General features: G+C 66.4%; 16 protein-coding genes. 6 read left to right on the forward strand and 10 right to left on the reverse strand.

Annotation, left to right across the window (positions count from 1 at the left end; all coding sequences use genetic code 11):
• Positions 1–37 precede the first annotated feature (37 nt).
• Positions 38–1,129, reverse strand: coding sequence for a carbohydrate kinase family protein (locus ASPHE3_RS13520; protein ID WP_013601770.1), 1,092 nt, complete (start codon positions 1,127–1,129; stop codon positions 38–40).
• 69 nt (positions 1,130–1,198) lie between these two features.
• On the opposite strand from ASPHE3_RS13520, the gene ASPHE3_RS13525 reads away from it, so the two are divergent.
• From ASPHE3_RS13525 to ASPHE3_RS13535, 3 genes are all read left to right on the forward strand, one after another.
• Positions 1,199–2,605, forward strand: coding sequence for a family 4 glycosyl hydrolase (locus tag ASPHE3_RS13525; RefSeq protein WP_013601771.1), 1,407 nt, complete (start codon positions 1,199–1,201; stop codon positions 2,603–2,605).
• Positions 2,606–2,680: 75 nt separating this feature from the next.
• Entirely contained in the window at positions 2,681–3,946 is a 1,266-nt protein-coding gene (mshA, locus tag ASPHE3_RS13530; protein WP_013601772.1) for a D-inositol-3-phosphate glycosyltransferase, read from the forward strand.
• 50 nt (positions 3,947–3,996) lie between these two features.
• On the forward strand, positions 3,997–5,673 hold the full coding sequence (locus tag ASPHE3_RS13535; protein WP_013601773.1) for a formate--tetrahydrofolate ligase: 1,677 nt from the start codon (positions 3,997–3,999) through the stop codon (positions 5,671–5,673).
• 283 nt (positions 5,674–5,956) lie between these two features.
• Here ASPHE3_RS13535 and ASPHE3_RS13540 read toward each other — a convergent pair whose 3' ends face one another.
• The 8 genes from ASPHE3_RS13540 to glmS all read right to left on the reverse strand — a co-directional run bounded on the left by ASPHE3_RS13540 (position 5,957) and on the right by glmS (position 18,805).
• Positions 5,957–7,042, reverse strand: coding sequence for an inositol-3-phosphate synthase (locus tag ASPHE3_RS13540; protein WP_013601774.1), 1,086 nt, complete (start codon positions 7,040–7,042; stop codon positions 5,957–5,959).
• A 163-nt stretch (positions 7,043–7,205) separates the two neighbouring features.
• Positions 7,206–8,246, reverse strand: coding sequence for an L-glyceraldehyde 3-phosphate reductase (mgrA, locus tag ASPHE3_RS13545; RefSeq protein ID WP_013601775.1), 1,041 nt, complete (start codon positions 8,244–8,246; stop codon positions 7,206–7,208).
• A gap of 103 nt (positions 8,247–8,349) precedes the next feature.
• Positions 8,350–10,119 carry a malto-oligosyltrehalose trehalohydrolase gene (gene treZ / locus ASPHE3_RS13550; RefSeq protein WP_013601776.1) on the reverse strand — a complete coding sequence of 590 codons (1,770 nt, stop codon included), beginning with the start codon at positions 10,117–10,119 and terminating at the stop codon, positions 8,350–8,352.
• On the reverse strand, positions 10,116–12,443 hold the full coding sequence (treY, locus tag ASPHE3_RS13555; protein WP_013601777.1) for a malto-oligosyltrehalose synthase: 2,328 nt from the start codon (positions 12,441–12,443) through the stop codon (positions 10,116–10,118). The genes treZ and treY overlap by 4 nt, the downstream gene beginning before the upstream one ends.
• Positions 12,440–14,680 (reverse strand): glycogen debranching protein GlgX, encoded by a 2,241-nt coding sequence (glgX, locus tag ASPHE3_RS13560; RefSeq protein ID WP_013601778.1) that lies wholly within the window; start codon positions 14,678–14,680, stop codon positions 12,440–12,442. The genes treY and glgX overlap by 4 nt, the downstream gene beginning before the upstream one ends.
• A 69-nt stretch (positions 14,681–14,749) precedes the next feature.
• Entirely contained in the window at positions 14,750–16,342 is a 1,593-nt protein-coding gene (locus ASPHE3_RS13565; RefSeq protein WP_013601779.1) for a bifunctional ADP-dependent NAD(P)H-hydrate dehydratase/NAD(P)H-hydrate epimerase, read from the reverse strand.
• A gap of 23 nt (positions 16,343–16,365) precedes the next feature.
• Positions 16,366–16,713 carry a holo-ACP synthase gene (locus ASPHE3_RS13570; protein WP_013601780.1) on the reverse strand — a complete coding sequence of 116 codons (348 nt, stop codon included), beginning with the start codon at positions 16,711–16,713 and terminating at the stop codon, positions 16,366–16,368.
• Between the two features lie 205 nt (positions 16,714–16,918).
• Positions 16,919–18,805: a glutamine--fructose-6-phosphate transaminase (isomerizing) gene (glmS, locus tag ASPHE3_RS13575; RefSeq protein WP_041652197.1), complete on the reverse strand. Its 1,887-nt coding sequence runs from the start codon at positions 18,803–18,805 to the stop codon at positions 16,919–16,921.
• A 104-nt stretch (positions 18,806–18,909) separates the two neighbouring features.
• Between glmS and coaA the strand changes: the two genes are divergently transcribed.
• Genes coaA through mscL form a run of 3 tightly spaced genes read left to right on the forward strand, consistent with a single transcriptional unit; the run spans position 18,910 to position 21,235 of the window.
• A complete protein-coding gene (gene coaA, locus ASPHE3_RS13580; protein WP_174266599.1) occupies positions 18,910–19,905 on the forward strand; it encodes a type I pantothenate kinase in 996 nt (331 codons plus the stop codon).
• Positions 19,906–19,910: 5 nt separating this feature from the next.
• Entirely contained in the window at positions 19,911–20,807 is an 897-nt protein-coding gene (locus tag ASPHE3_RS13585) for a M15 family metallopeptidase (protein WP_013601782.1), read from the forward strand.
• A 23-nt stretch (positions 20,808–20,830) separates the two neighbouring features.
• On the forward strand, positions 20,831–21,235 hold the full coding sequence (gene mscL, locus ASPHE3_RS13590) for a large conductance mechanosensitive channel protein MscL (protein ID WP_041652200.1): 405 nt from the start codon (positions 20,831–20,833) through the stop codon (positions 21,233–21,235).
• Positions 21,236–21,301: 66 nt separating this feature from the next.
• Here mscL and glmM read toward each other — a convergent pair whose 3' ends face one another.
• Positions 21,302–22,663 (reverse strand): phosphoglucosamine mutase, encoded by a 1,362-nt coding sequence (gene glmM, locus ASPHE3_RS13595; protein ID WP_041652202.1) that lies wholly within the window; start codon positions 22,661–22,663, stop codon positions 21,302–21,304.
• Positions 22,664–22,711: the final 48 nt, after the last annotated feature.

Raw genomic sequence — 22,711 nt, forward strand, 5'->3', positions numbered from 1 at the left:
GTGATTCTAGTGCTGGCGCTTCCGGCCGAATAATCGATCAGGCATCGGAGAGGTGGGCGATGGTGGCGGAAGCCCTGCGCTGGGCGGCCAGCGGGACGTCCTGGATGATGTCGGCGAGGAAGCCGAAGCGCCGCAGCCACTGGCTCATCTGCCGCTCGGGGCGTGCGTTCGCGCGCTTCCACCAGTCGGCAATGTCCCCCCAGCCGGGGGCGGCCAGTGATCCTCCCACTTCCTGAACCGCGAGTGAGGCACAGAGGTTGGCGAAACGCAGCCTGTCCCCCAGCGGCCAGCCGGCAAGGCTGCCGACGATGAACGCGGCGTCGAAACAGTCCCCTGCGCCGGTGGGATCGTAGGCCTTTACCGGCAGCGACGGCACCCACTCCTCCTCCCCCGTTTCCGAGTCCACCGCCATGGCGCCCTGCGCCCCCAAGGTCACGACCGCGACGGGAACCCGGTCCGCCAGGGCGTACAGGGCGGTCCACGGATCATCCTTGCCCGTGAACGCCATGGCCTCGCGCTGGTTGGGCAGGAAGGCGTGGAAATACTCCAGGTTGTCCAGCCGGACGGGAGCCCACTCGCCGCTGGGGTCCCAGCCGACATCACCGAACAGCTTGACCCCTGCATGGTGGGCGGCCTTGGCCCACGGCTCGATCTCCATGCCCACTTCCGCGATGCCCGCGAGCGCGGGCGGCGGATCTCCGATGAGCTCCGAGGAGGTGATGGGTGGGGCGTCGCCGTGGGTCACCAGGGACCGGTCCTTCTCCACGCAGAGCGAGACGGTGACGGGCGAATGCCAGCCCGGCACGCGCCGGGACAAGGTGAGATCCACATGCTCCTGCCCGGACAGGATCTTCCAGTTGAAGTCCCCATAGCCGTCGTCGCCGAATGCGGCCGCCAGCCCTGTCCGCAGCCCCAGCCGCGCCGCCGCGATGGCCTGGTTGGCCACCCCGCCGGGGCAGCTGCCCATGCCGTCGCTCCAGATTTCGGTGCCTGGTTCCGGTGCGTGCGGGAGGCCGGTAAAGATGATGTCCTGAAAAACGGTGCCGGCCAGCAAAACATCGAAACCGGGGGTCGCCGGCGAGCGGACGGCCGCCAGTGGATCGAACGGGCGGGCTGGGATCGCGTCCATGACCGCACACTACGCCCTGCCGCCCACATGCGGTAGGGGCTCAGGCGGGACCGGCCTAGACTGCTGATTATGCGGCTTCTGATTGCCGGCGGCGGCGGTTTCCGGGTGCCGCTGATCTACCGGGCACTGGCTTCCGGGCGCTACGCCGGGGTGGTCACGGAACTGGTGCTGCATGACGTTGACCCCGCACGCCTGGACGCGATCATGGCCGTGCTGCGCAGCATGCCGGAAGGGATCGGCGGCCGGGTTCCCGTCCGTGCAGCCACCAGCCTTCCAGAAGCATTGCCAGGGGCGGAAATGGTGTTCGCCGCGATCCGCCCGGGCGGTACGGCGGGACGGGTGGCGGACGAAAAAGTGGCGCAACGGCTTGGTTTACTGGGGCAGGAAACCACGGGCGCGGGTGGAATTTCCTACGCCCTCAGGACCATCCCGCCCATGCTCCACCTTGCCCGCCTCATGAAGGAGCACTGCCCGCATGCCTGGCTGGTTAACTTCACCAATCCCGCGGGCATGGTGACGGAGGCGCTGCTCCCGGTGCTGGGCAAGCGGGTTATCGGCATCTGCGACTCCGCGGGGGGCCTGGTGCAGCGCGCCGCACGTGCCGCGGGCGCGGCGTTGCCCGAGGGAAGGCTCGACGGCGTGGGCTACTACGGCCTCAACCACCTGGGCTGGCTCTACCGTCTGGAGTCCGGCGGGCGGGACGTGCTGCCGGAGTTGCTCTCAGACCCGCGGGCGCTTGCATCATTCGAAGAGGGCCGGCTGTTCCCCCAGCCGTTCCTCGCCCGCCTGGGATCCCTGCCGAATGAATACCTCTATTACTACTACCGAGGAGACGCTGCCCGGAAAGCAATGCGGGCGATGGCCCGGACCCGCGGCGAAACCATCCACGACCAGCAGCAGGAACTGTATCCCCGCCTCACCGCCGCCGGCACCGATGCCTACCGGCTCTGGGAGGAGGCCCGCCGGTCCCGTGAGGAGGGCTACCTGGCCGAAGCCCGGGGCAAGGATGAGCAGCGGGATCAGGACGATCTTGCCGGCGGGGGCTACGAACGCGTTGCCCTCGCCGCGATGCGGGCCCTGTCCGGAGCCGGCGACACCGAGCTGATCCTGAACACCCGCAACTCCCTGCCGGCGGCAACCCAGGCACCGGCAGCTGAAGCAGCCCCTCCACAGGCCGCCATTCCCGGTCTGCCGGCAGACGCCGTCGTCGAAGTTCCGTGCGTGGTGACCACGGACGGCGCCCTGCCGCTGGCCCAGGAACTGCCGCCGGAGCCGCAGCTTGGACTGCTCCGGCAGGTGAAGGAGGTGGAGCGCCTTACGGTCCGCGCAGCCACTTACGGGGACCGGGAGGCGGCCCTGGAAGCCTTCGCCCGGCATCCGCTGGTGGGTTCCCATGAACTGGCGGTGGCGCTGCTGGCGGGGTACGAGCAGGAGTTCCCCGCGCTGCGGGACCTGTGGGGCGGTGGCGGGCGTTGAGGGAGGAGTAGTGTTTTATCGGATGCGCACTGAACCGGCGCTGCCAGGACGCGCCGTTGGCCGGAAGGAGGTCCCGTGGCACTGATCCGCAGGGTCGCTTTGCTCTCCCTCCACACCTCCCCCATGGAGCAGCCCGGCTCGGGTGACGCCGGCGGAATGAACGTCTATATCCGGGAGCTGGCCTCCGCACTGGCCGAGGCAGGGGTTGAAGTGGAAATCTTCACCCGGTCCACCTCAGCCAACCAGCCCGCCGTCGAACATCCCGACCCCGGCGTCTGCGTGCACAACGTCCTGGCCGGGCCCCTGAAGAAGATCCCGAAGGAAGAGCTGCCGGGGCTGCTGCACAGCATGGTGGCGGAGATTGAGCAGATCCGCCGCCGGCAGCCGCACGGGCGCTACGACATCATTCATTCGCACTACTGGGTCTCCGGGATCGCCGGCCTGGAACTCTCCGAACTCTGGGGCGTGCCGCTGGTCCACACCATGCACACGATGGCCAAGGTCAAGAACCTGCTGCTGGAATCCGGGGAACAGCCCGAGCCGCGGCGGCGTGAACTCGGCGAGCACCGCATTGTTGACGGCGCCGCGCGGCTGATTGCCAACACCAGCGCCGAAGCTGCCGAACTGGTTTCGCATTACGGCGCCACCTACGACCGGATCGACATCGCCCCGCCCGGCGTGGACCTGAGCACCTTCACGCCTGCCTTCCGTGCCAGGTCAAGGAGTGAGCGGGGTATCGGGGCCGGGACCTTCCACCTTGTTTTCGCCGGCCGGATCCAGCGGCTGAAGGGGCCCCAGGTCCTGGTCAAGGCGGCCGCCCTGTTGAGGAAGCGCCGTCCGGACATCGACCTCCGCGTCACCATCCTGGGCTCCCTGAGCGGCAACAAGGAATTCAACCTCCGCCGCCTGGTGGCCGAGGCGGGAATGGACGACGTCGTCACGCAGCTTCCGCCGGTCAAGGCACCTGAGCTGGCGGCCTGGTTCCGCGCTGCGGACGTGGTAGTGATGCCTTCCTTCAGCGAGTCCTTTGGCCTGGTGGCGCTTGAGGCGCAGGCTTGCGGTACGCCAGTGGTGGCCACCCGGGTGGGCGGTTTGTCCCGGGCGATCTTCCACGGCAGGACGGGGCTCCTAGTGGACGGGCACCACGCCTCCGACTGGGCCGATGCCCTGGAGGCACTGTACGACGACCCCGCCACCCGGGAAGACATGGGCCGCGCAGCCGCCATCCGGGCGCAGAACTCAGGTTGGGCCCGCACTGCTGCCATTACGCTGGAAAGCTACCATGCCGCCGTCGACAACTACGTGGGAAGCAGACTGGTGCAGGCCTTTCCGGCCTCATGACTGTCCCCTCCACGGAAAGCTGACCGGACCCGCCCAAACAAAGGACAATGATGCCTTCCACCCCAAGTGACCTGCAGATCGCCAGGACGGCACGGATCCGGCCCATCGAGGAAGTCGCCGCGGCGGCGGGCATCAATGCTGATGCGCTGGAACAGTACGGACGGTTCAAGGCGAAAATCGACCCCGCACGCCTTAACGCTCCTGCCCCGCACGGGAAGGTGGTGCTGGTCTCTGCGATGTCCCCCACTCCCGCCGGTGAGGGGAAGTCCACCACCACCGTGGGGCTGGCGGATTCACTGGCGCGGGCCGGCCACAAGGTAATGATCGCCCTGCGCGAGCCTTCACTGGGCCCGGTCCTGGGCATGAAGGGCGGCGCCACCGGCGGCGGTTACTCTCAGGTGCTGCCGATGGACGAAATCAACCTCCACTTCACCGGCGACTTCCACGCCATCACGTCAGCCAACAATGCGCTGATGGCGCTGGTGGACAACCACATCTACCAGGGCAACGCTTTGAATATTGATCCCCGCCGGATGACGTTCAAGCGGGTGCTGGACATGAACGACAGGGCCCTGCGGGAAGTGGTTATCGGGCTTGGCGGGCCTACCCAGGGAGTTCCGCGCCAGGACGGTTTCGACATTACCGTAGCGTCCGAGATCATGGCGGTGTTCTGCCTGGCCACTGATTTGGCCGACCTCCGCTCCCGGCTGGGCCGCATCACGTTCGGCTACACCTTCGACCGCTCCCCCGTCACGGTTGCGGACCTGGGCGTGCAGGGCGCGCTGACGCTCCTGCTGAAGGAGGCCATCAAGCCCAACCTGGTGCAGACCATCGCCGGCACCCCCGCCCTTGTCCACGGCGGTCCCTTCGCCAATATCGCCCACGGCTGCAACTCGTTGATCGCCACACAGACGGCGCGGCGGCTGGCGAACATCGTGGTCACGGAGGCGGGCTTCGGCGCCGACCTGGGCGCCGAAAAGTTCATGGACATCAAGGCACGCGTCGGGGCGCTGGCGCCCTCTGCGGTGGTGGTGGTGGCAACAGTGCGGGCACTGAAAATGCAGGGCGGGGTGGCCAAGGACCAGCTCACGGCGCCGAACCTCGCCGCCCTCGAAGCCGGCGTGGCCAACCTGCGCAGGCACGTCCGGAACGTGGAGAAGTTCGGGGTGCCATCCGTCGTGGCCATCAACAGGTTCGCCTTCGACTCAGCCGAGGAACTCGACTGGCTGCTGGCGTGGTGCGCCGCGGAGGGCGTTCCGGCCGCCGTCGCCGATGTCTGGGGGCACGGGGGCGGTGGCGACGGCGGGGATGAACTCGCCGCCCTCGTGGCGCAGGCGGCCGCCAAGCCGAACAGCTTCCGGCACCTCTACCCGCTGGAACTGCCGGTGGAGGACAAGATCCGGACCATCGCGCAGGAGATCTACGGAGCGGACGGCGTGGACTTCTCAGTTCCTGCCCTGAAGCGACTGGCGGACATCGAGCGGAACGGGTGGGGCGGGCTGCCGGTATGCATGGCCAAGACCCAGTACTCATTCACGGACGACGCCTCACGCCTCGGGGCACCGAAGGGCTTCACCATCCATGTGCGGGACCTCCTGCCCAAGACCGGGGCCGGCTTCATCGTGGCACTGACCGGAGCGGTAATGACGATGCCCGGCCTGCCCGCAGCCCCGGCCGCCATGCGGATGGACGTGGACGCCGAAGGCAACCCTGTGGGCCTCGCCTAAGCAACCCTCTCCCACTCAACGTGGGCTTTTTACAGACGCTCTCTCACTCAACGTGGGCTTTTTACAGACCCTCTCTCACTCAACGTGCGCTTTTTACAGACGCTCTCTCACTCAACGTGTATCGGCCGCCACGAGGGGTTAGATGCGATGAGGGCTTAAGCCGAGGCGCTCCCCCACCGAAGTGAGGGAGCGCCGCGTGAAAACCCACGTTAAGTGAGAGAGGATCTGTCCAGAAAGCGACGTTAATTGAGAGAGGGTCGCAAGGGGACAGCCAGACTTACGTTTAGCGTTCGAGGTCGCCGCGGATGAAGGCTTCCACCTTTTCGCGTGCGAGGTCGTCGTTGAACTGCTCCGGCGGGGACTTCATGAAGTAGCTCGAGGCGGAGAGCAGCGGGCCGCCAATGCCGCGGTCCAGGCCGATCTTGGCGGCGCGGATGGCATCGATGATCACGCCGGCGGAGTTCGGGGAGTCCCAGACTTCCAGCTTGTACTCAAGCGATACGGGGGCGTCGCCAAAGTTGCGGCCCTCGAGGCGGACAAACGCCCACTTGCGGTCATCGAGCCACTGCACGTAGTCGGACGGGCCGATGTGGACGTCTTTGGCAGCGAGCTCGGCTTCCACGTTGGAGGTGACGGCCTGGGTCTTGGAGATCTTCTTGGATTCCAGGCGGTCGCGCTCCAGCATGTTCTTGAAGTCCATGTTGCCGCCGACGTTCAGCTGGTACGTGCGGTCCAGGGTGACCCCGCGGTCCTCGAACAGCTTTGCCATGACGCGGTGCGTGATGGTGGCGCCGATCTGGCTCTTGATGTCGTCGCCCACGATCGGGACGCCGGCGGCGGTGAACTTGTCGGCCCATTCCTTGGTGCCGGCGATGAAGACGGGCAGGGCGTTGACGAAGGCCACGCCGGCGTCGATGGCGCACTGGGCGTAGAACTCGGCTGCTTCCTGGGAGCCAACGGGCAGGTAGCAGACCATGACGTCAACGTTGGCGTCCTTGAGCGCCTGCACAACGTCCACCGGCTCTTCGGTGGACTGCTCGATGGTCTCGAGGTAGTACTTGCCGAGGCCGTCGAGGGTGTGGCCGCGCTGGACGGTGACGCCGGTGGGCGGCACGTCAGCGATCTTGATGGTGTTGTTTTCGCTCGCCAGGATGGCGTCGGCAAGGTCAACGCCGACCTTCTTGCCGTCGACGTCGAACGCGGCAACGAACTCGACGTCACCTACGTGGTACTGGCCGAACTCAACGTGCATCAGGCCCGGGATCGTGGCCTTGGGGTCTGCGTCCTTGTAGTAATGGACGCCCTGGACCAGCGAAGCGGCGCAGTTTCCTACGCCAACGATTGCAACACGAATCGGATGTGAAGACACGGAACTCCTTTGAGGACAAACGTCAGCCGGCCGGTTCGGCTTCGAGGGAAGTACGACGGCGGCCGGCAGGCTTTGGCGCCACGCGGCGCCTTTTCATACTACCCAACAGAGTGGGCGCGGGCGCTGTTCCCGCGTCCCACTCCTTGGACTGGCGGTAAAGAAGTCAGACGGTCTGCTTCCAGAGGTTGATGTCCGATTCCACGGCGAACTCATCGATTGCGTTCAGTTCGTCCTCGGTGAACTCGAGGTTGTTGATGGCGGACAGGGAATCCTCCAGCTGTTTGACGCTGGAGGCACCAATGAGGGCCGAGGTGACCGGCGAGCCCTTGGGCTGGTCCCGCAGGATCCAGGCGATGGCCATCTGGGCCAGGGACTGACCCCGGCCCTCCGCAATGCTGTGGAGGCCGCGGATCCGGTCCAGCTTCTCGTCGGTGATCAGGCCCTGGTCCAGGGATTTGTGCTGCGCGGCCCTGGAATCGGCGGGAATGCCGTTGAGGTACCGGTCGGTGAGCATCCCTTGAGCCAGCGGTGAGAAGGCGATGGAGCCGGCTCCCACCTGGTCCAGGGCCTCGTACAGGTTGGGGGTGCCGTTCTCGGTCCACCGGTTGAGCATGGAGTAGCTGGGCTGGTGGATCAGCAGTGGCGTGCCGAGGTCCTTAAGGATCCTTGCAGCTTCGAGGGTCTGCTCCGGGGTGTAGGAGGAGATGCCGGCGTAGAGTGCCTTGCCCGAACGGACAGCGTAGTCCAGGGCGCCCATGGTTTCTTCCAGCGGCGTCTCAGGATCCGGCCGGTGGCTGTAGAAGATATCCACGTAGTCCAGGCCCATCCGCTGCAGCGACTGGTCCAGGCTGGAAATCAGGTACTTGCGGGAACCCCATTCTCCGAAGGGTCCGGGCCACATGTAGTAGCCGGCCTTGGTGGAGATGACGAGTTCGTCGCGGTAGGGCTTGAAGTCGTCACGCAAGTGCCGGCCAAAGTTGGTTTCGGCCGATCCGGCGGGCGGGCCGTAGTTGTTGGCGAGGTCGAAGTGGTTGACGCCGAGGTCGAAGGCGCGGCGGAGGATGGCCCGCTGTTCGTCAAAGCGCTTGTCATCGCCGAAGTTGTGCCAGAGGCCGAGGGAGATGGCGGGGAGCTTAAGGCCGCTGCGGCCGACGCGGCGGTAGGGCATGGTTTCGTAGCGGTTATCCGCCGGAGAATAAGTCATACGTTCCATCCTGCCAGTTGTGACCGGGGCTACATTACAACGTGGGAGAAGTTACGCCGCGGGCTGACAGGTCCAGCCCGCGGCGTAGCTTTGTTGCCTGGGTTCAGGACTTGAGGATCGCCGCACTCCAGGGCGCCAGGGCGAGCGCGTCGCCGTCAAGGGACGTACCTTCATCCGTTGACAGCAGGACCGGGCCCCGGGCACCGTCCAGGCGGACCTTTGCATCCGACAGGTTCAGGAGAACCTCAACGCTGCCGCGCCGGAAACGCAGCCAGCCGGCGTCGTCGTCGAACGTCACGTCCGTTTCCCCGAAGCCCAGCCCGGCCAGCTCACGGTGCTCCCGGCGCAGTGCCGTGAGGGAGCGGTACAGCTCGAGGAGCTTCGCGTGGTCGCCGCCGGCGGCCTCGTCCCAGTTGAGCTTGGAGCGGATGAAGGTTTCCGGGTCCTGCGGATCGGGAACGACGGCGGGATCCCACCCCATGCGCTCGAATTCCTTGATGCGCCCTTCCGCAGTCGCCTTGCCCAGCTCGGGTTCCGGGTGCGACGTGAAGAACTGCCAGGGCGTGCTGGCGGCAAACTCCTCGCCCATGAACAGCATGGGCGTAAAGGGCGAGGTCAGGGTGAGCACCGCCGCCATGGCCAGCTGCCCGTAGGACAGCGACTGCGAGAGCCGGTCCCCCGTGGCCCGGTTGCCGATCTGGTCATGGTTCTGGTTGCAGACCACCAGAGCCGCGGGGTGTACCAGCGAAGCGTTGATGGGCCGGCCGTGGTGCCGCCCGCGGAAGCTGGAGTAGCTGCCGTCGTGCAGGAACCCGTCCTTCAGGACCTTGGCCAGGACCGCCAGCGACTGGAAGTCCTCGTAATAGCCCGTGGTCTCGCCGCTGACACTCACGTGCACGGCGTGGTGGAAGTCGTCGCTCCACTGCCCGGCCAGCCCGTAACCGTTGGCATCCCGCGGGTACAGCAGCCGCGGGTTGTTCAGGTCCGACTCGGCGATCAGGGTCTTGGGCAGCCCGGTTTCGGCCGCAACGGCGTCACCCAGTGCCCCGAACTCCTCCAGAATGTGGATTGCCCGCTCATCGCGCAGCGCGTGCACGGCGTCGAGGCGCAGGCCGTCCACGTGGTAGTCCCGGAGCCACAGTGCGAGGTTGTCCAGGATGTACTCGCGCACCACGTCCGAGCCGGGACCGTCCAGGTTGACGGAGTCGCCCCAGGTGTTCGCATCCCCCTGTTTGAGGTACGGCCCGAACTTGGGCAGGTAGTTGCCGCTGGGGCCAAGGTGGTTGTACACCACGTCCTGGATTACGCCGAGGCCGGCGGCATGGGCGGCGTCCACGAAGCGCTGGTAGGCGGCGGGCCCGCCGTACCCTTCCTGGACCGCGTACCACTGCACGCCGTCGTAACCCCAGTTGTGGGTTCCGTTGAAGCCGTTGACGGGCAGCAGTTCCACGAAGTCGACGCCGAGGTCCGCCAGGTAGCCGAGCTTTCCGGCTGCAGCGTCCAGGGTTCCCTCCGGCGTGAAGGTGCCCACGTGGAGTTCGTAGATGACGGAGCCCTGCAGCTCCCTGCCCCTCCAGCCGCCGTCCTGCCAGGCGTGGGCGGCGGGGTCGAAGGTCCGGGAGAGCTCATGGACCCCGGCGGGCAGCCGGCGCGAGCGGGGATCGGGAACCGGGTGGCCGTCGCCGTCCAGCAGGTAGCCGTAGTCCACCTCGCCGTCAGCCGGAGCGTCCGGCGCCGTCCACCACCCCTCGGAGCCGGGAACGGTCTCCTTCTGCAGCATGGGGTACTGCCGGCCATTCGCCAGCAGGATCACGGAACTGGCCTCCGGAGCCCAGACGTCGAAACGCTCGGGGCCACTGTTCACAAGGGTCATGCCTGTTCTCCGTCCGCGGGTACGAGCAACGCCACCGGGTAGGTACCCAGGACGTCGGCCACCGAAACGGCGCCCGGCCCGTAAGCGGCACCGGTCAGTTCATCGCGCATGGCACCGGGAAGTTCGACGGCGGTGTCCCGCCAGCCGCCGCCGGCTGCCAGCCCGGCGGCCAGCCGGGTGGCGAGGGTCAAGGCGCCGGCAGCGGTTTCGGTGCCGCGATGGAACGCGAGCAGGTGAGCGGCCGCAGGCCCTGTGGCGGTCACCGGGGTGTAGCCCTGGAACAGCTCGGGCCGGTCCCGCCGCAGCCGCAGTGCCCGGGAGGTGACCAGCAGCTTGCTGGCCTCTGTTCCCGCGGCAGGCAGGGTCCCGGCGTCGAGCTTTGCCAGCTCCTCCTGGCGGACTGCGAAGTCCACTGGGCGCCGGTTGTCCGGGTCCGTCAGGGACCGTTCCCAGAACTCGCTGCCCTGGTACACGTCCGGCACGCCGGGCATGGTCAGCTGGATCAGCTTGGCGGAGACGGAGTTGGACGCGGCATAGGAATCAATCCGTGCCACGAAGTCTTCCACCACCTTGGTGACCCGGCCGTCGTCGAACACTGCATCCACGGCAGCCTTAACGTGGGACTCAAACTCCTCATTGGGAGCGGTCCACGTGGTGGAGTTGCCGGCTTCCCGCGCAGCCTTTTCGGCGTAGCCCTGGAGCCGTTCCCGGCTCGCGGGCCAGGCGCCGACGATGGCCTGCCAAAGCAGGTTCTCGTACGGACCGTCCGGGATCGGAGCCAGTTCGCGGAGGGTGTCCAGGGTTTCCGTCCACTCCTGCGGCAGTTCGGCGATCACCGAAATCCGTGCCCGGGCATCCTCACTGCGCTTGGTGTCGTGCGTGGACATGGTGGTCATGGACAGGGGCAGTTCCTGCTGACGCCGGGTCATCCGGTGGTGGAACTCCTCCGGAGAAACAGCAAATTCCGTCGGTTCGGCTCCCACTTCCGTCAGGGTGCCCAGCCGGGTGTAGCGGTAGAACGCCGTGTCCTCCACGCCTTTGGCCATGACCATGCCCGAGGTCTGCTGGAACCGGACCGCAATGGCGTTCGCAGGATCAAGGAGCAGCGGCAGCAGTGTGCCGACGGCCACTTCCAGCTCGGGCCGGCGGGCGGCAGCCGATTCGCAGGCCTCCTTGAGGATCTCGGCGCCGGTGGGCAGGTACGTCCGGTAGACCGGGAAGGCAGCGATGATTTCAGCGATGGCGTCCGCCGCCTGCTCCACGGACAGCCCGTGGGACTCCGGGACCAGGCGCGCCAGGCGCAGCACCTCGGACCGCAGGATCCCGTCCGCGATCATCCGCTTGGTGCCCCGGATCATCTCGTGGTAATCCGCAGGCGTGCCAGAATCCCGGAGCTTCGCATCCAGCTCATCAAGCGCTTTCTGACCTGCAGGGTCCACGAAAATCCTGTCCACGTCAGCCAGGGCGTCATACCCTGTGGTCCCCTCGGTGGCGAAATCCTGCGGGAGGGTTTCCCCGGGCTCCAGGATCTTCTCTACCAGCACGTAGGCTCCGCCGGTGAGGTCCTTGAGCCAGCGCAGGTAGCCGGCAGGATCGGCCAGGCCGTCCGGGTGGTCCACGCGCAGGCCGTCCACGAGGCCTTCCTTGAACCAGCGGCCCACTTCGGCATGGGCTTCCTCGAAGACCTTCGGGGTTTCCACCCGGATGCCCGCAAGCGTGGTGACCGCGAAGAAGCGCCGGTAGTTCAGCTCGGCGTCAGCGCGGCGCCAGTCCATCAGCTCATAGTGCTGGCGGCTGTGCACCTCCTGGGGCGAATCGCCGTCGGAGTAGGTGCCTTCGGCGAGGGGGAAGCGGTGGTCGTAGTAGCGGAGCTCGCCGTCCTTGACCTCAAGCTTGTCCAGGTCCTCATCCGAACCCAGCATGGGCAGCCGGATCTTTCCCCCGGCGAGGTCCCAGTCGACGTCGAACGCCTCGGCGTAAGGCGAGGCCTGCCCTTCCTTCAGCAGGGACCACCACCACGGGTTTTGCGCCGGGGTGGCCACGCCCACGTGGTTGGGCACGATGTCCACCAGGACACCCATGCCGTGCTCGCGGGCTGCGTTGGACAGGGCCAGGAGACCTTCGGGGCCGCCCCGCTCCGGGTCCACAGCGGAGGGGTCGGTCACGTCATAGCCGTGGTCCGAGCCCTGCTCCGCGGTGAGGATTGGCGAGAGGTAGACCCAGTCCACGCCAAGGTCCTTCAGGTAGGGGACCTTTTCGGCAGCATCAAAGAGGGTGAAGCTCTTGCGGATCTGCAGTCGGTAGGTGGAGACGGGGGTCCTCATGCTTTGGTGGCCTTTGCCTCGCTCGCTTCCGCCGCCTTTGTCTGCGCCTCCACCATCTCTTCCTGGGCTTCCTCCTGCTCGGCCATGGACGCCAGGGACGCGGCTGCCGAGTAATCAACCTCCACTTCGGGTCCGGAGTAGGCCCGCAGGACCACCATGGACTTCGCGTCGAGCGTCAGCGTGGCTCCCGCCTTGAGCGGTTCGTAGTCCTCCGCCTGCGCGGCAGTGTCGAACAGGACTTCCCAGTTCGGGGAGTACTCCTCGGAGGGAAGGCAGAAGTCCACGGCGTCGTCGTGGGCATTGAACGCCATCAGGAAGCTGTCATCGGTGATGCGCCGCCCCCGGGAATCCTGTTCCTGGATCCCATGGCCGTTGTAGAAGACGCCGATGGTCCGGCCGAAGCCGCTCCCCCAGTCCTCCGGCAGCATTTCCGTGCCGTCAGTCTTCAGCCACACGATGTCCGGCAGCTTCTCACCTTCACCACGGCGCACAGGGCGGCCGTCGAAGAACCGGCTGCGGCGGAACGTCGGATGGTCCTTCCGGAGCTTGTTGACGAAGGCGGTGAATTCCACCAGCGGCTGGTCCATGTTGTCCCAGTGGATCCAGCTCAACTCGGAGTCCTGGCAGTACGTGTTGTTGTTGCCCTGCTGCGTGCGGCCCAATTCGTCGCCGTGGAGCAGCATCGGCACGCCCTGCGAAAGCAGCAGGGTGGCAATGAAGTTCCGCTGCTGGCGCGCCCGGAGGGTCAGCACCTTGTCATCGTCCGTGTCGCCTTCCACGCCGCAGTTCCAGGAACGGTTGTGCGATTCGCCGTCGTTGTTGCCCTCGCCGTTGGCCTCGTTGTGCTTCTCGTTGTAGGACACCAGGTCCCTCATGGTGAAGCCGTCGTGGGCGGTGACGAAGTTGATCGAGGCCACGGGACGGCGGGCCGAGCTTTCGTACAGGTCGGCGGAGCCGGTCAGGCGGGACGCGAACTCGCCGAGGGTGGCGGGCTCGCCGCGCCAGAAGTCGCGGACGGTGTCGCGGTACTTGCCGTTCCATTCCGTCCACTGCGGCGGGAAGTTGCCCACCTGGTAGCCGCCGGGGCCCACGTCCCACGGCTCCGCGATGAGCTTGACCTGGGAAACCACCGGGTCCTGCTGGATGAGTTCGAAGAAGGTGGAGAGCTTGTCCACGTCGTAGAACTCGCGGGCCAGAGTGGAGGCGAGGTCGAAGCGGAAGCCGTCCACGTGCATTTCCGTAACCCAGTACCGGAGGGAGTCCATGAGCAGCTGCAGTGAGTGCGGGTGCCGGACGTTGAGTGAATTGCCGGTGCCGGTGTAGTCCATGTAGTGCTTGAGGTCGCCGTCCACCAGGCGGTAGTAGGCCTGGTTGTCGATGCCCTTGAAGGACAGCGTGGGGCCGAGGTGGTTGCCTTCGGCGGTGTGGTTGTAGACGACGTCGAGGATAACTTCGATGCCGGCGCGGTGCAGGTCGCGCACCATGGCTTTAAACTCCTGGACCTGATGTCCCACGTCGCCTGTGGAGCTGTAGGTGTTCTGCGGGGCGAAGAAGCCGATGGTGTTGTAGCCCCAGTAGTTGTTGAGGCCCTTCTCCACCAGGGTGCCGTCATTGACGAACTGGTGGACCGGCATGAGCTCGATCGCGGTAACGCCGAGTTTTTGCAGGTGCTCGATCACGGCCGGGTGCGCCACGCCGGCGTACGTGCCGCGCTGCTCCTCGGGAATCTCCGGGTGCAGCTCGGTCAGGCCCTTGACGTGTGCTTCGTAGATGACGGACTCGTGGTACGGGATGCGCAGCTGGCGGTCGCCGTCCCACTCGAAGAACGGGTTGATGACCACGCCGTGCATCGTGTGCGGCGCGGAGTCGGCGTCGTTGCGTGAATCGGGGTCGCCAAACTCGTAGGAGAAAAGTGCAGGGTCCCAGTCGATCTGGCCCTGGATGGCCTTCGCATACGGGTCCATCAGCAGTTTGTTGGCGTTGAACCGGTTTCCGCTTGCGGGATCGTACGGACCGTGGACCCGGTAACCGTACTTCTGTCCGGGCTGGATGTGCGGGAGGTAGCAGTGCCAGACGTAGCCGTCGACCTCTGTCAGCTCGATCCGCGTCTCGGTCAGGTCATCAGCCAGGAGGCAGAGTTCCACCCGCTCGGCGAGTTCGCTGAACAAGGCGAAATTGGTGCCGGTGCCGTCAAAGGTAGCTCCCAGCGGGTAAGCATTTCCAGGCCAGACTTCCATCATGCTCCTCATATATTTGTCAGCAGCAGAAGGCATCGGAACGCCCCTACTGCTGGTGCGAACTAATGCCTACCGTAATGGTTGGCTGTGACTATTACGTTTCCGTGCTCCATAGTTACTAAGCATGCTGACTTTACCCCACGTTTCAGGTAGGGCGTCGGCAATTCCGCCAGCGGCGATCGGCCCGCCAGCGGCGAGGTCAGACGCCGACTTCCCGGCGCGGCCGTGCAGGGCGGCTCCCAGCGCGGCAATTGCGGCCCAACGCACCTCCTCCGCGGCGCCACGCTCACGCAAGGGTCCGACGTCGTCACCCGCCTGGGCGAGCAGCGCACCGATGACGCCCGCCAGGACATCGCCGCTGCCGGCGGTTGCCAGCCAGGGCGTGCCGTCTGCCTGGCTGTAGACGCGGCCGGTGCGTGATGCGACGAGCGTGGTGGCGCCTTTGAGGAGCACGGTGGCTCCGGTCCGCTCCGAAGCCAGGCGGACCGCAGCCAGGGTGCCGGCTTCCACGCCGGCCCGGTCCGTCTGGCTTCCCAGCCGGGTCAGCAGGGCAGCCAGTTCTCCCGCATGCGGGGTCAGGACCACGTTCGGGGCCAGAGTATCGGGAAGGGCCGGCAGGGCGCCGGCGTCGGCCACGACGGGCAGGCCGGAGCCCACGGCATCCCGTGCGTGCCGGAGCTGGTCGTGGTCCTCAGGTCCCATTCCTGAACCCACCAGCCACGCCTGCACGCGGTTGCCTGCCACGGTGCCGGTGCTGCAGACGACTTCGGGGCAGGATTGCCGCACCAGGTCGGCCACGTCGGGTGGGCCGAGGTACCGGATCATCCCCACTCCTGCGGCAAGGGCGCCGCGGCATGCCAGGACCGCGGCACCGGGGTAGTCCGACGAGCCGGCCACTACCCCCAGTACTCCCCGGGAATACTTGTGGGCGCGGCGGGCAGGGTGTGGCAGCAGCCGTGCGAGGTCCTCACTGTTGAACCTCTGCAGCGAGGGCTCCGGCAGGTGTTCTTCGATTCCGATCGGAACTACGTGCAGCCGGCCGGCGTAGTCCGCCCCAGGGTCCGCCAGCAGCCCGGCTTTGGCAGCACCGAAAGTAACGGTCACGTCGGCTGGGAGCACCGGCTGGAAGGCTTCCCCGGTATCGGCATCGACGCCGCTGGGCAGGTCGCAGGCAACCACAAAGTTCCCTCCGCGGCCTCCCAGTTCCTTGCGAACGGCACTGACCAGCTCTGCGGCATTCCCGCGTAGCCCGCCTTTCGCGCCCGTCCCCAGCACGGCATCAATCACGACGTCGGCACGCGCCGCTTCTGCGGCAAGTTCGGCGGGTGCCGCCGCGGAGGTGCGCAGGACCGTCCCGCCTGCGCGTTCGAAGGCAGCCAGCGCCTTGGCATGGGCCGCATCGCCGGTGAGCACCGCCGTCGTTCGCATCCCCCTGGCGGCGAGGAACGAGGCGGCGTACAGGCCGTCCCCGCCGTTGTTGCCCTTGCCCGCCAGCACGGAAAGGCTGGCGCCGTAGGTGCGTTGACCCCGGTTCCTGAGCTCGGCGATGACGGCGTTGGCCAGGCCGTGGGCGGCGCGTTGCATGAGGACGTCCCCCAGCCCGGAGGCGAGGAGCGGTTCCTCTGCCTGCCGGATCTGGGTTCCGGTGTAGGCGCTGATCACGGCGTCAGCCCTGAAAGGCGTGCTCAGCCTTCGGCCAGGACTGTGGCCGTGGCGATGCCGCCATCGTGGCTGATGGAGAGGTGCCAGCGCTTCACACCCTTGGCCTCGGCCACCGCCAGCACCGTGCCCTTGACCTGGACGGTGGGGCCGTTGTGGTCCAGCCCGATCCAGCAGTCCTGCCAGTTCATGCCGGCCGGCGCACCGAGGACCTTGGCAACGGCTTCCTTCGCGGCGAACCGCGCAGCCAGTGACCGGGTATTCAGTTCACGCTCGGCTGGAACAAACAGCCGGTCCCGCAGGCCCGGGGTGCGCTCAAGCTGGCGGCCGAACCGCTCGATGTCTACAACGTCTACGCCAATGCCAACAATCATGCGGCTTATTCTACGGGGACGCCCCTTGGCTCCCGCCTCTGCCCGGCCGGACAGGAATGCGCGATTTTTGGGCCCGCAGCTTAAGGAGGGCCCTGCATTATCGGCGCTCCGCAGCTGGTGGCCGGCAAAAGTCACGCAAACAGGCTCCGGAAACGCGGAAACCCCGGGCCACATCCATGGCCCGGGGCTTCAGTTGTTCAAACAGTTACTCGACCGTGACGCTCTTGGCGAGGTTGCGGGGCTGGTCCACGTCGTAACCTTTGGCGGCTGCGAGTTCCGCGGCGAAGATCTGCAGCGGGACGGTGGTCAGCAGGGGCATGAGCAGGGTGGGGGTTTCGGGGACGTAGAAAACGTGCTCGGCGTAGGCCTTCACGGCTTCGTCGCCTTCCTCGGCGATGACCAGGGTGCGGGCGCCGCGGGCACGGACTTCCTGGATGTTGCTGATGACCTTGGCGTGCAGCGATTCGCGGCCGCGCGGGGACGGGACGATCACGAAGACCGGCTGGCCTTCATCGATCAGGGCGATCGGGCCGTGCTTGAGCTCACCGGCGGCGAAGCCCTCGGCATGGATGTACGCGATCTCCTTCAGCTTCAAAGCACCCTCGAGCGCCACCGGGTAGCCCACGTGGCGGCCCAGGAACAGGACCGACTTCTCGTTGGCCATGCTCCGGGCCAGTTCACGCAAGGGCCCGGCGTTGTCCAGGATGGTCTGGATCTTCGCGGGAATCTTGTTCAGGTCCGCGAGGACGTCCTTGATCTGGCCGGAGAAGATGTTCCCGCGCAGCTGCGCCAGGTACATGCCCAGCAGGTACGCGGCGGTGATCTGGGCCAGGAACGCCTTCGTGGAGGCCACCGCGATTTCCGGGCCGGCGTGCGTGTACAGCACGGCGTCGGACTCACGCGGGATGGTGGAGCCGTTGGTGTTGCAGATCGAGATGGTCTTCGCACCCTGTTCCCGGGCGTACCGCACGGCCATCAGGGTGTCCATCGTCTCGCCGGACTGGGAGATGGAGACCACCAGGGTGTTCTCGTCCAGGATCGGGTCCCGGTAGCGGAACTCGTGCGCGAGCTCCACCTCGGTGGGGATCCGGCACCAGTTCTCGATGGCGTACTTGGCCACGGTGCCGGCATACGCTGCCGTGCCGCACGCGAGCACGATGATCTTGTTGACCTGCTTGAGCAGCTCCGGGTCAATCCGGATCTCGTCCAGGGTCAGCTTCCCGTCCAGGTCCGAGCGGCCCAGCAGGGTCTGCGCCACGGCGTCGGGCTGGTCATGGATTTCCTTCTCCATGAACGAGGAGAAACCGCCCTTCTCCGCGGAAGCCGGGTCCCAGTCCACGTGGTATTCCTTGCCCGCTGCCGGGTTGCCGAAGAAATCGGTGATCTCCACCGTGTCAGCGGTGATCGTGACGATCTGGTCCTGGCCCAGCTCCACCGCGCGGCGGGTGTAGTCGATGAACCCGGACACGTCCGAGCCCAGGAAGTTCTCGCCCTCGCCCAGGCCCACCACCAGCGGCGAGTTGCGGCGGGCAGCGACCACCACGTCAGGCTGGTCCGCGTGGACCGCCAGCAGCGTGAACGCACCCTCCAGGCGCTGGCAGGCCAGCTCCATGGCACGGGTCAGGCCGCCGTTGGATGCGTCCCCGCCCAGCTTGTTCCGGAAAATGTCCCCCAGCAGCGCGGCGGCCACCTCCGTGTCCGTCTCGGACAGGAACTCCACACCCTTGTCCAGCAGCTCGAGCTTGAGCTCGGCAAAGTTTTCGATGATGCCGTTGTGGATCACGGCGAGCTTGCCGCCATCGGCCAGGTGCGGGTGCGCGTTACGGTCCGTCGGGCCGCCATGGGTGGCCCAGCGGGTGTGCCCGATCCCGGTCACCGTCTCCGGCAGCGGCCGGGCCTCCAGCTCCGCAATGAGGTTGCTCAGCTTCCCGGACTTCTTCCGCGACTCGATCGCGCCCTGGGACACCACAGCCACCCCGGCCGAGTCATAGCCCCGGTACTCCAGCCGGCGCAGCCCCTCAAGGACCACATCCAACGCACTGTGACTACCACCGTTAACAGAACGGCCTACATATCCCACGATTCCACACATAGGCTTAAGACTATCGGCAGGGGCGGGAAGTTCTAAACTTGCCCCTGCTCGGCAGGCGCACTGTTGCGCGTCCCGGCGCGCTCAAAATGGGGGTCCATTTCGCTATGTGCCGGGCGAGGGGCAGAATCTCTAACGTGACTTTGCAACGCAATGAGGCGAACGGGGAGGGTGTCTCCCCGTTCGTCGAGCTGGACCGGCAGACCTGGTCCCGGCTCGCAGATGAGATGGAACAGCCTCTGAACGAAGAGGACATTCTCCGTCTCCGGGGCCTTGGAGACCCGCTGGACCTGAAGGAAGTCCGGGAGGTCTACCTTCCCCTTTCGCGGCTGCTGCACCTGTATGTTGAGGCCGCCGGACAGCTGCACGCCGCCACCACCACGTTCCTGGGTGAGCACACCCAGCGCACGCCGTTCGTGATCGGCGTGGCGGGGTCGGTCGCCGTGGGCAAGTCCACCATTGCCCGTGTGCTCCGCGAGATGCTGCGGCGCTGGCCGGGCACCCCCAATGTGGAACTCATCACCACGGACGGTTTCCTGTATCCGCTTGCCGAACTCAAGCGCAGACAGCTGCTGGAGCGCAAGGGCTTTCCGGAGTCCTACGACCGGCGTGCGCTGCTGCGGTTTGTGAGCGAAATCAAGAGCGGCGCCGAGGAAGTCCGTGCCCCGTGGTACTCCCATGTAACGTACGACATCGTTCCGGGCAAGGAAGTGGTGGTCCGCCGGCCCGATGTCCTGATCGTGGAGGGGCTGAACGTGCTGGCCCCGGCGCGGCCGCGGCACGATGGCAGGCAGGGCCTGGCGCTGAGCGATTTCTTCGACTTTTCCATCTACGTGGACGCCAAGACCTCCTACATCGAGGAATGGTACGTGGACCGGTTCCGCAAGCTGCGGAGTACCGCGTTCGCCCAGCCGGAGTCCTACTTCCACCGCTATGCCACTTTGTCCGACGAGGAAGCCGAGAGCACCGCACGGGACATCTGGAAGCGCATCAACGAGCCCAACCTGGAGGAGAACGTCCTTCCGACGCGCGGGCGTGCGCAGCTGGTGCTGACAAAGGAAGCGGACCATTCGATCCGCCGCATGCTGCTCCGGAAGGTGTAGCACAGGTGTGCTACGACTGTTCCCCGCGCGCCGCCGACCCCTCCGCAGCAGCGGCGCCAACCAGCCGGCGAAGCTTTACCCGCTTCCTCGCAGCGGGCGCCGGGCTGACTGTCCTGGCAGCCTGCACGCCGGAGGCACCAAAGGCGGTGCCGCCGTCGTCGGCTTCCGCATCCGCTCCCCCTTCTACGTCCGTTACGCCAAAACCTACTGCTGAGGGCACGACGGCGGCGCCCACCACGGAAGTTGCGGCACCTGCGGCGCCGTCCCCCACGCCGTCGCCCTCCTCGGCGCTGCCCCGTCAGTTCTCCCTCACGGACCCGGCCAGCCCCTGGCTGGTGGTGAACAAGCACCGGCCGCTGGTGCCAGCAGCGTACGTCCCCGCCGACCTGGTGCAGCCGGCGGTCACCATGACCGCTTCAGGCGAGGCCGCCCTGCTGAACAGGACGACGGCGGCGGCGGCCGAGGCGATGTTCGCAGCCGCGGCGCGGGACGGCGTGGCGATGGTTTTGGCCAGCGGGTACCGCTCCTACACAACGCAGGTGGCCACGTACAACAGCTACGTTGCCGCGCGGGGACAGGCCGACGCCGACACGGCCAGTGCGCGGCCGGGGTACTCCGAACACCAGACGGGCTGGGCGTTCGACATCAGCGACGGCAACGGAGCCTGCGGCTTCCAGCCGTGCTTCGCGAACCAGCCGTCCGCCGTGTGGGCGAAGGCGAACGGGCACCGGTTCGGGTTCGTGGTGCGGTATCCGTGGATGTTCCATCCGATCACGGGGTACTACTACGAGCCGTGGCACTTGCGGTATATCGGGGTGGAGGCTGCCACGGACATGGTGAACCGGGGCATTTTCACCCTCGAGGAGTACTTCGGCGTCGAGCCGGCTCCGGGGTATCCGTAGGCCGATGTACTAGTTTGGTGTCCATGCTGACTGGATTCAAGAACTTCATTATGAAGGGCAATGTTGTTGACCTTGCCGTGGCCGTCGTGATCGGTACTGCCTTCGGCGCGGTAGTCACGGCGCTTGTGAACAAAGTGCTCATGCCGTTCATTGCCGGACTGACAGGCTCGCCCAACTTCGACAGTTTTGCCCGGATCGATTTCAACGGAAACTTCATCGAATTTGGTGTCCTGCTGACGGCGATCGTCAACTTCCTCCTGATCGCGGCGGCCATTTACTTCGTTGTGGTCATGCCGATGAATCTGATGATCGAACGCCGTAACCGGAGGCTTGGCATTGGCCAGGACGTCAAGGAAGAGTCGGCAGAGGACCCCCAGATCGCGCTGCTGACCGAGATCAGGGATGCGTTGACCACACGCTCCCAGTAACCGCTGATTCGACGGGAATGGCCCGCCTCCTGCAGGAGGCGGGCCATTGCTCGTTGAGAGGAGTGCTTACTCGCTGACGAGTTCGAGAGCCAGTTCGGACCGCACCACCTGGGCCAAGTGCTCCGCGATGGAATGCGCAGTCTCTTCGTCCGCGGCTTCCACCATCACGCGCACCACAGGCTCGGTGCCGGACGGGCGGAGCAGGACGCGGCCGGTGTCACCCAGGGCGGCTTCCGCTGCTGCGACGGCCTGAGCGAGGACTTCGTTGCTTTTGACTCCGGTACGGTCCACTCCCTTGACGTTGATGAGGACCTGGGGAAGCTTGGTCATCACGGTGGCCAGGTCCTTGAGCGGTTTTCCGGTCAGGGCGATCTGCGCGGCCAGCTGCAGCCCGGTGAGGACGCCGTCGCCGGTGGTGGCGTAATCGGAGAAGATGACGTGACCGGACTGTTCGCCGCCCAGGTTGAAGCCGCCGTCGCGCATTTCCTCCAGGACGTAGCGGTCCCCCACCGCCGTTTCTCGGATGGTGATGCCGGCGTCCCGCAGGGCGATCTTGAGGCCGAGGTTACTCATGACCGTTGCCACCAGGACGTCGTCCTTGAGTTTGCCTGACTTCTTCAGCGCGACGGCAAGGATGGCCATGATCTGGTCGCCGTCCACTTCGTTGCCTTCGTGGTCCACGGCGAGGCAGCGGTCGGCGTCTCCGTCGTGGGCGATGCCAAGGTCAGCGTGGTACTTGACCACCGCTTCCTTGAGGGAATCCAGATGCGTGGAGCCCACGCCGTCGTTGATGTTGTGCCCGTCCGGGTCAGCACCGATGACGACGACGTCCGCGCCGGCGTCCTTGAAAACCTGCGGAGAGCAGCCGCTGGCGGCGCCGTGGGCACAGTCCAGAACCACTTTGAGGCCCTCGAGGTTGTGGGGCAGGGTGCGCAGGAGGTGGACAATGTAACGGTCCTCGGCGTCAGAGAACCGTTGGATGCGCCCGACGTCGGCACCTGTGGGCCGGACGGCTTCCTTAGACATCTGCGCCTCGATGGCGTCCTCGACGTCGTCAGGGAGCTTCTGGCCGCCCCGGGCGAAGAACTTGATGCCGTTGTCCGGCGCGGGGTTGTGGGAGGCGGAGATCATGACGCCGAAATCCGCGTCCAGGTCAGCGACCAGGTAGGCGGCCGCCGGGGTGGGGAGGACGCCGGCGTCGTAGACGTCGACGCCGGAGCTGGAGAGCCCGGCCTCCACCGCCGCCGCAATGAATTCGCCGCTCGCGCGCGGGTCGCGGGCCACCACGGCACGGGGCCTGCTCTCGTTGGAGTTGCGGTCGTGACCGAGCACGACGGCGGCCGCCTGGGCCAGCTGCATGGCCAGCTCCGCAGTCAACAGACCGTTCGCGAGCCCCCGGACACCATCAGTTCCAAATAATCTAGACACCGGTCAAGTGTAGAGGATGGGGATGGTTCGGCTTGAAACGGCAGTCCA

Source organism: Pseudarthrobacter phenanthrenivorans Sphe3, from assembly GCF_000189535.1.
GTDB classification, from domain to species: domain Bacteria; phylum Actinomycetota; class Actinomycetes; order Actinomycetales; family Micrococcaceae; genus Arthrobacter; species Arthrobacter phenanthrenivorans.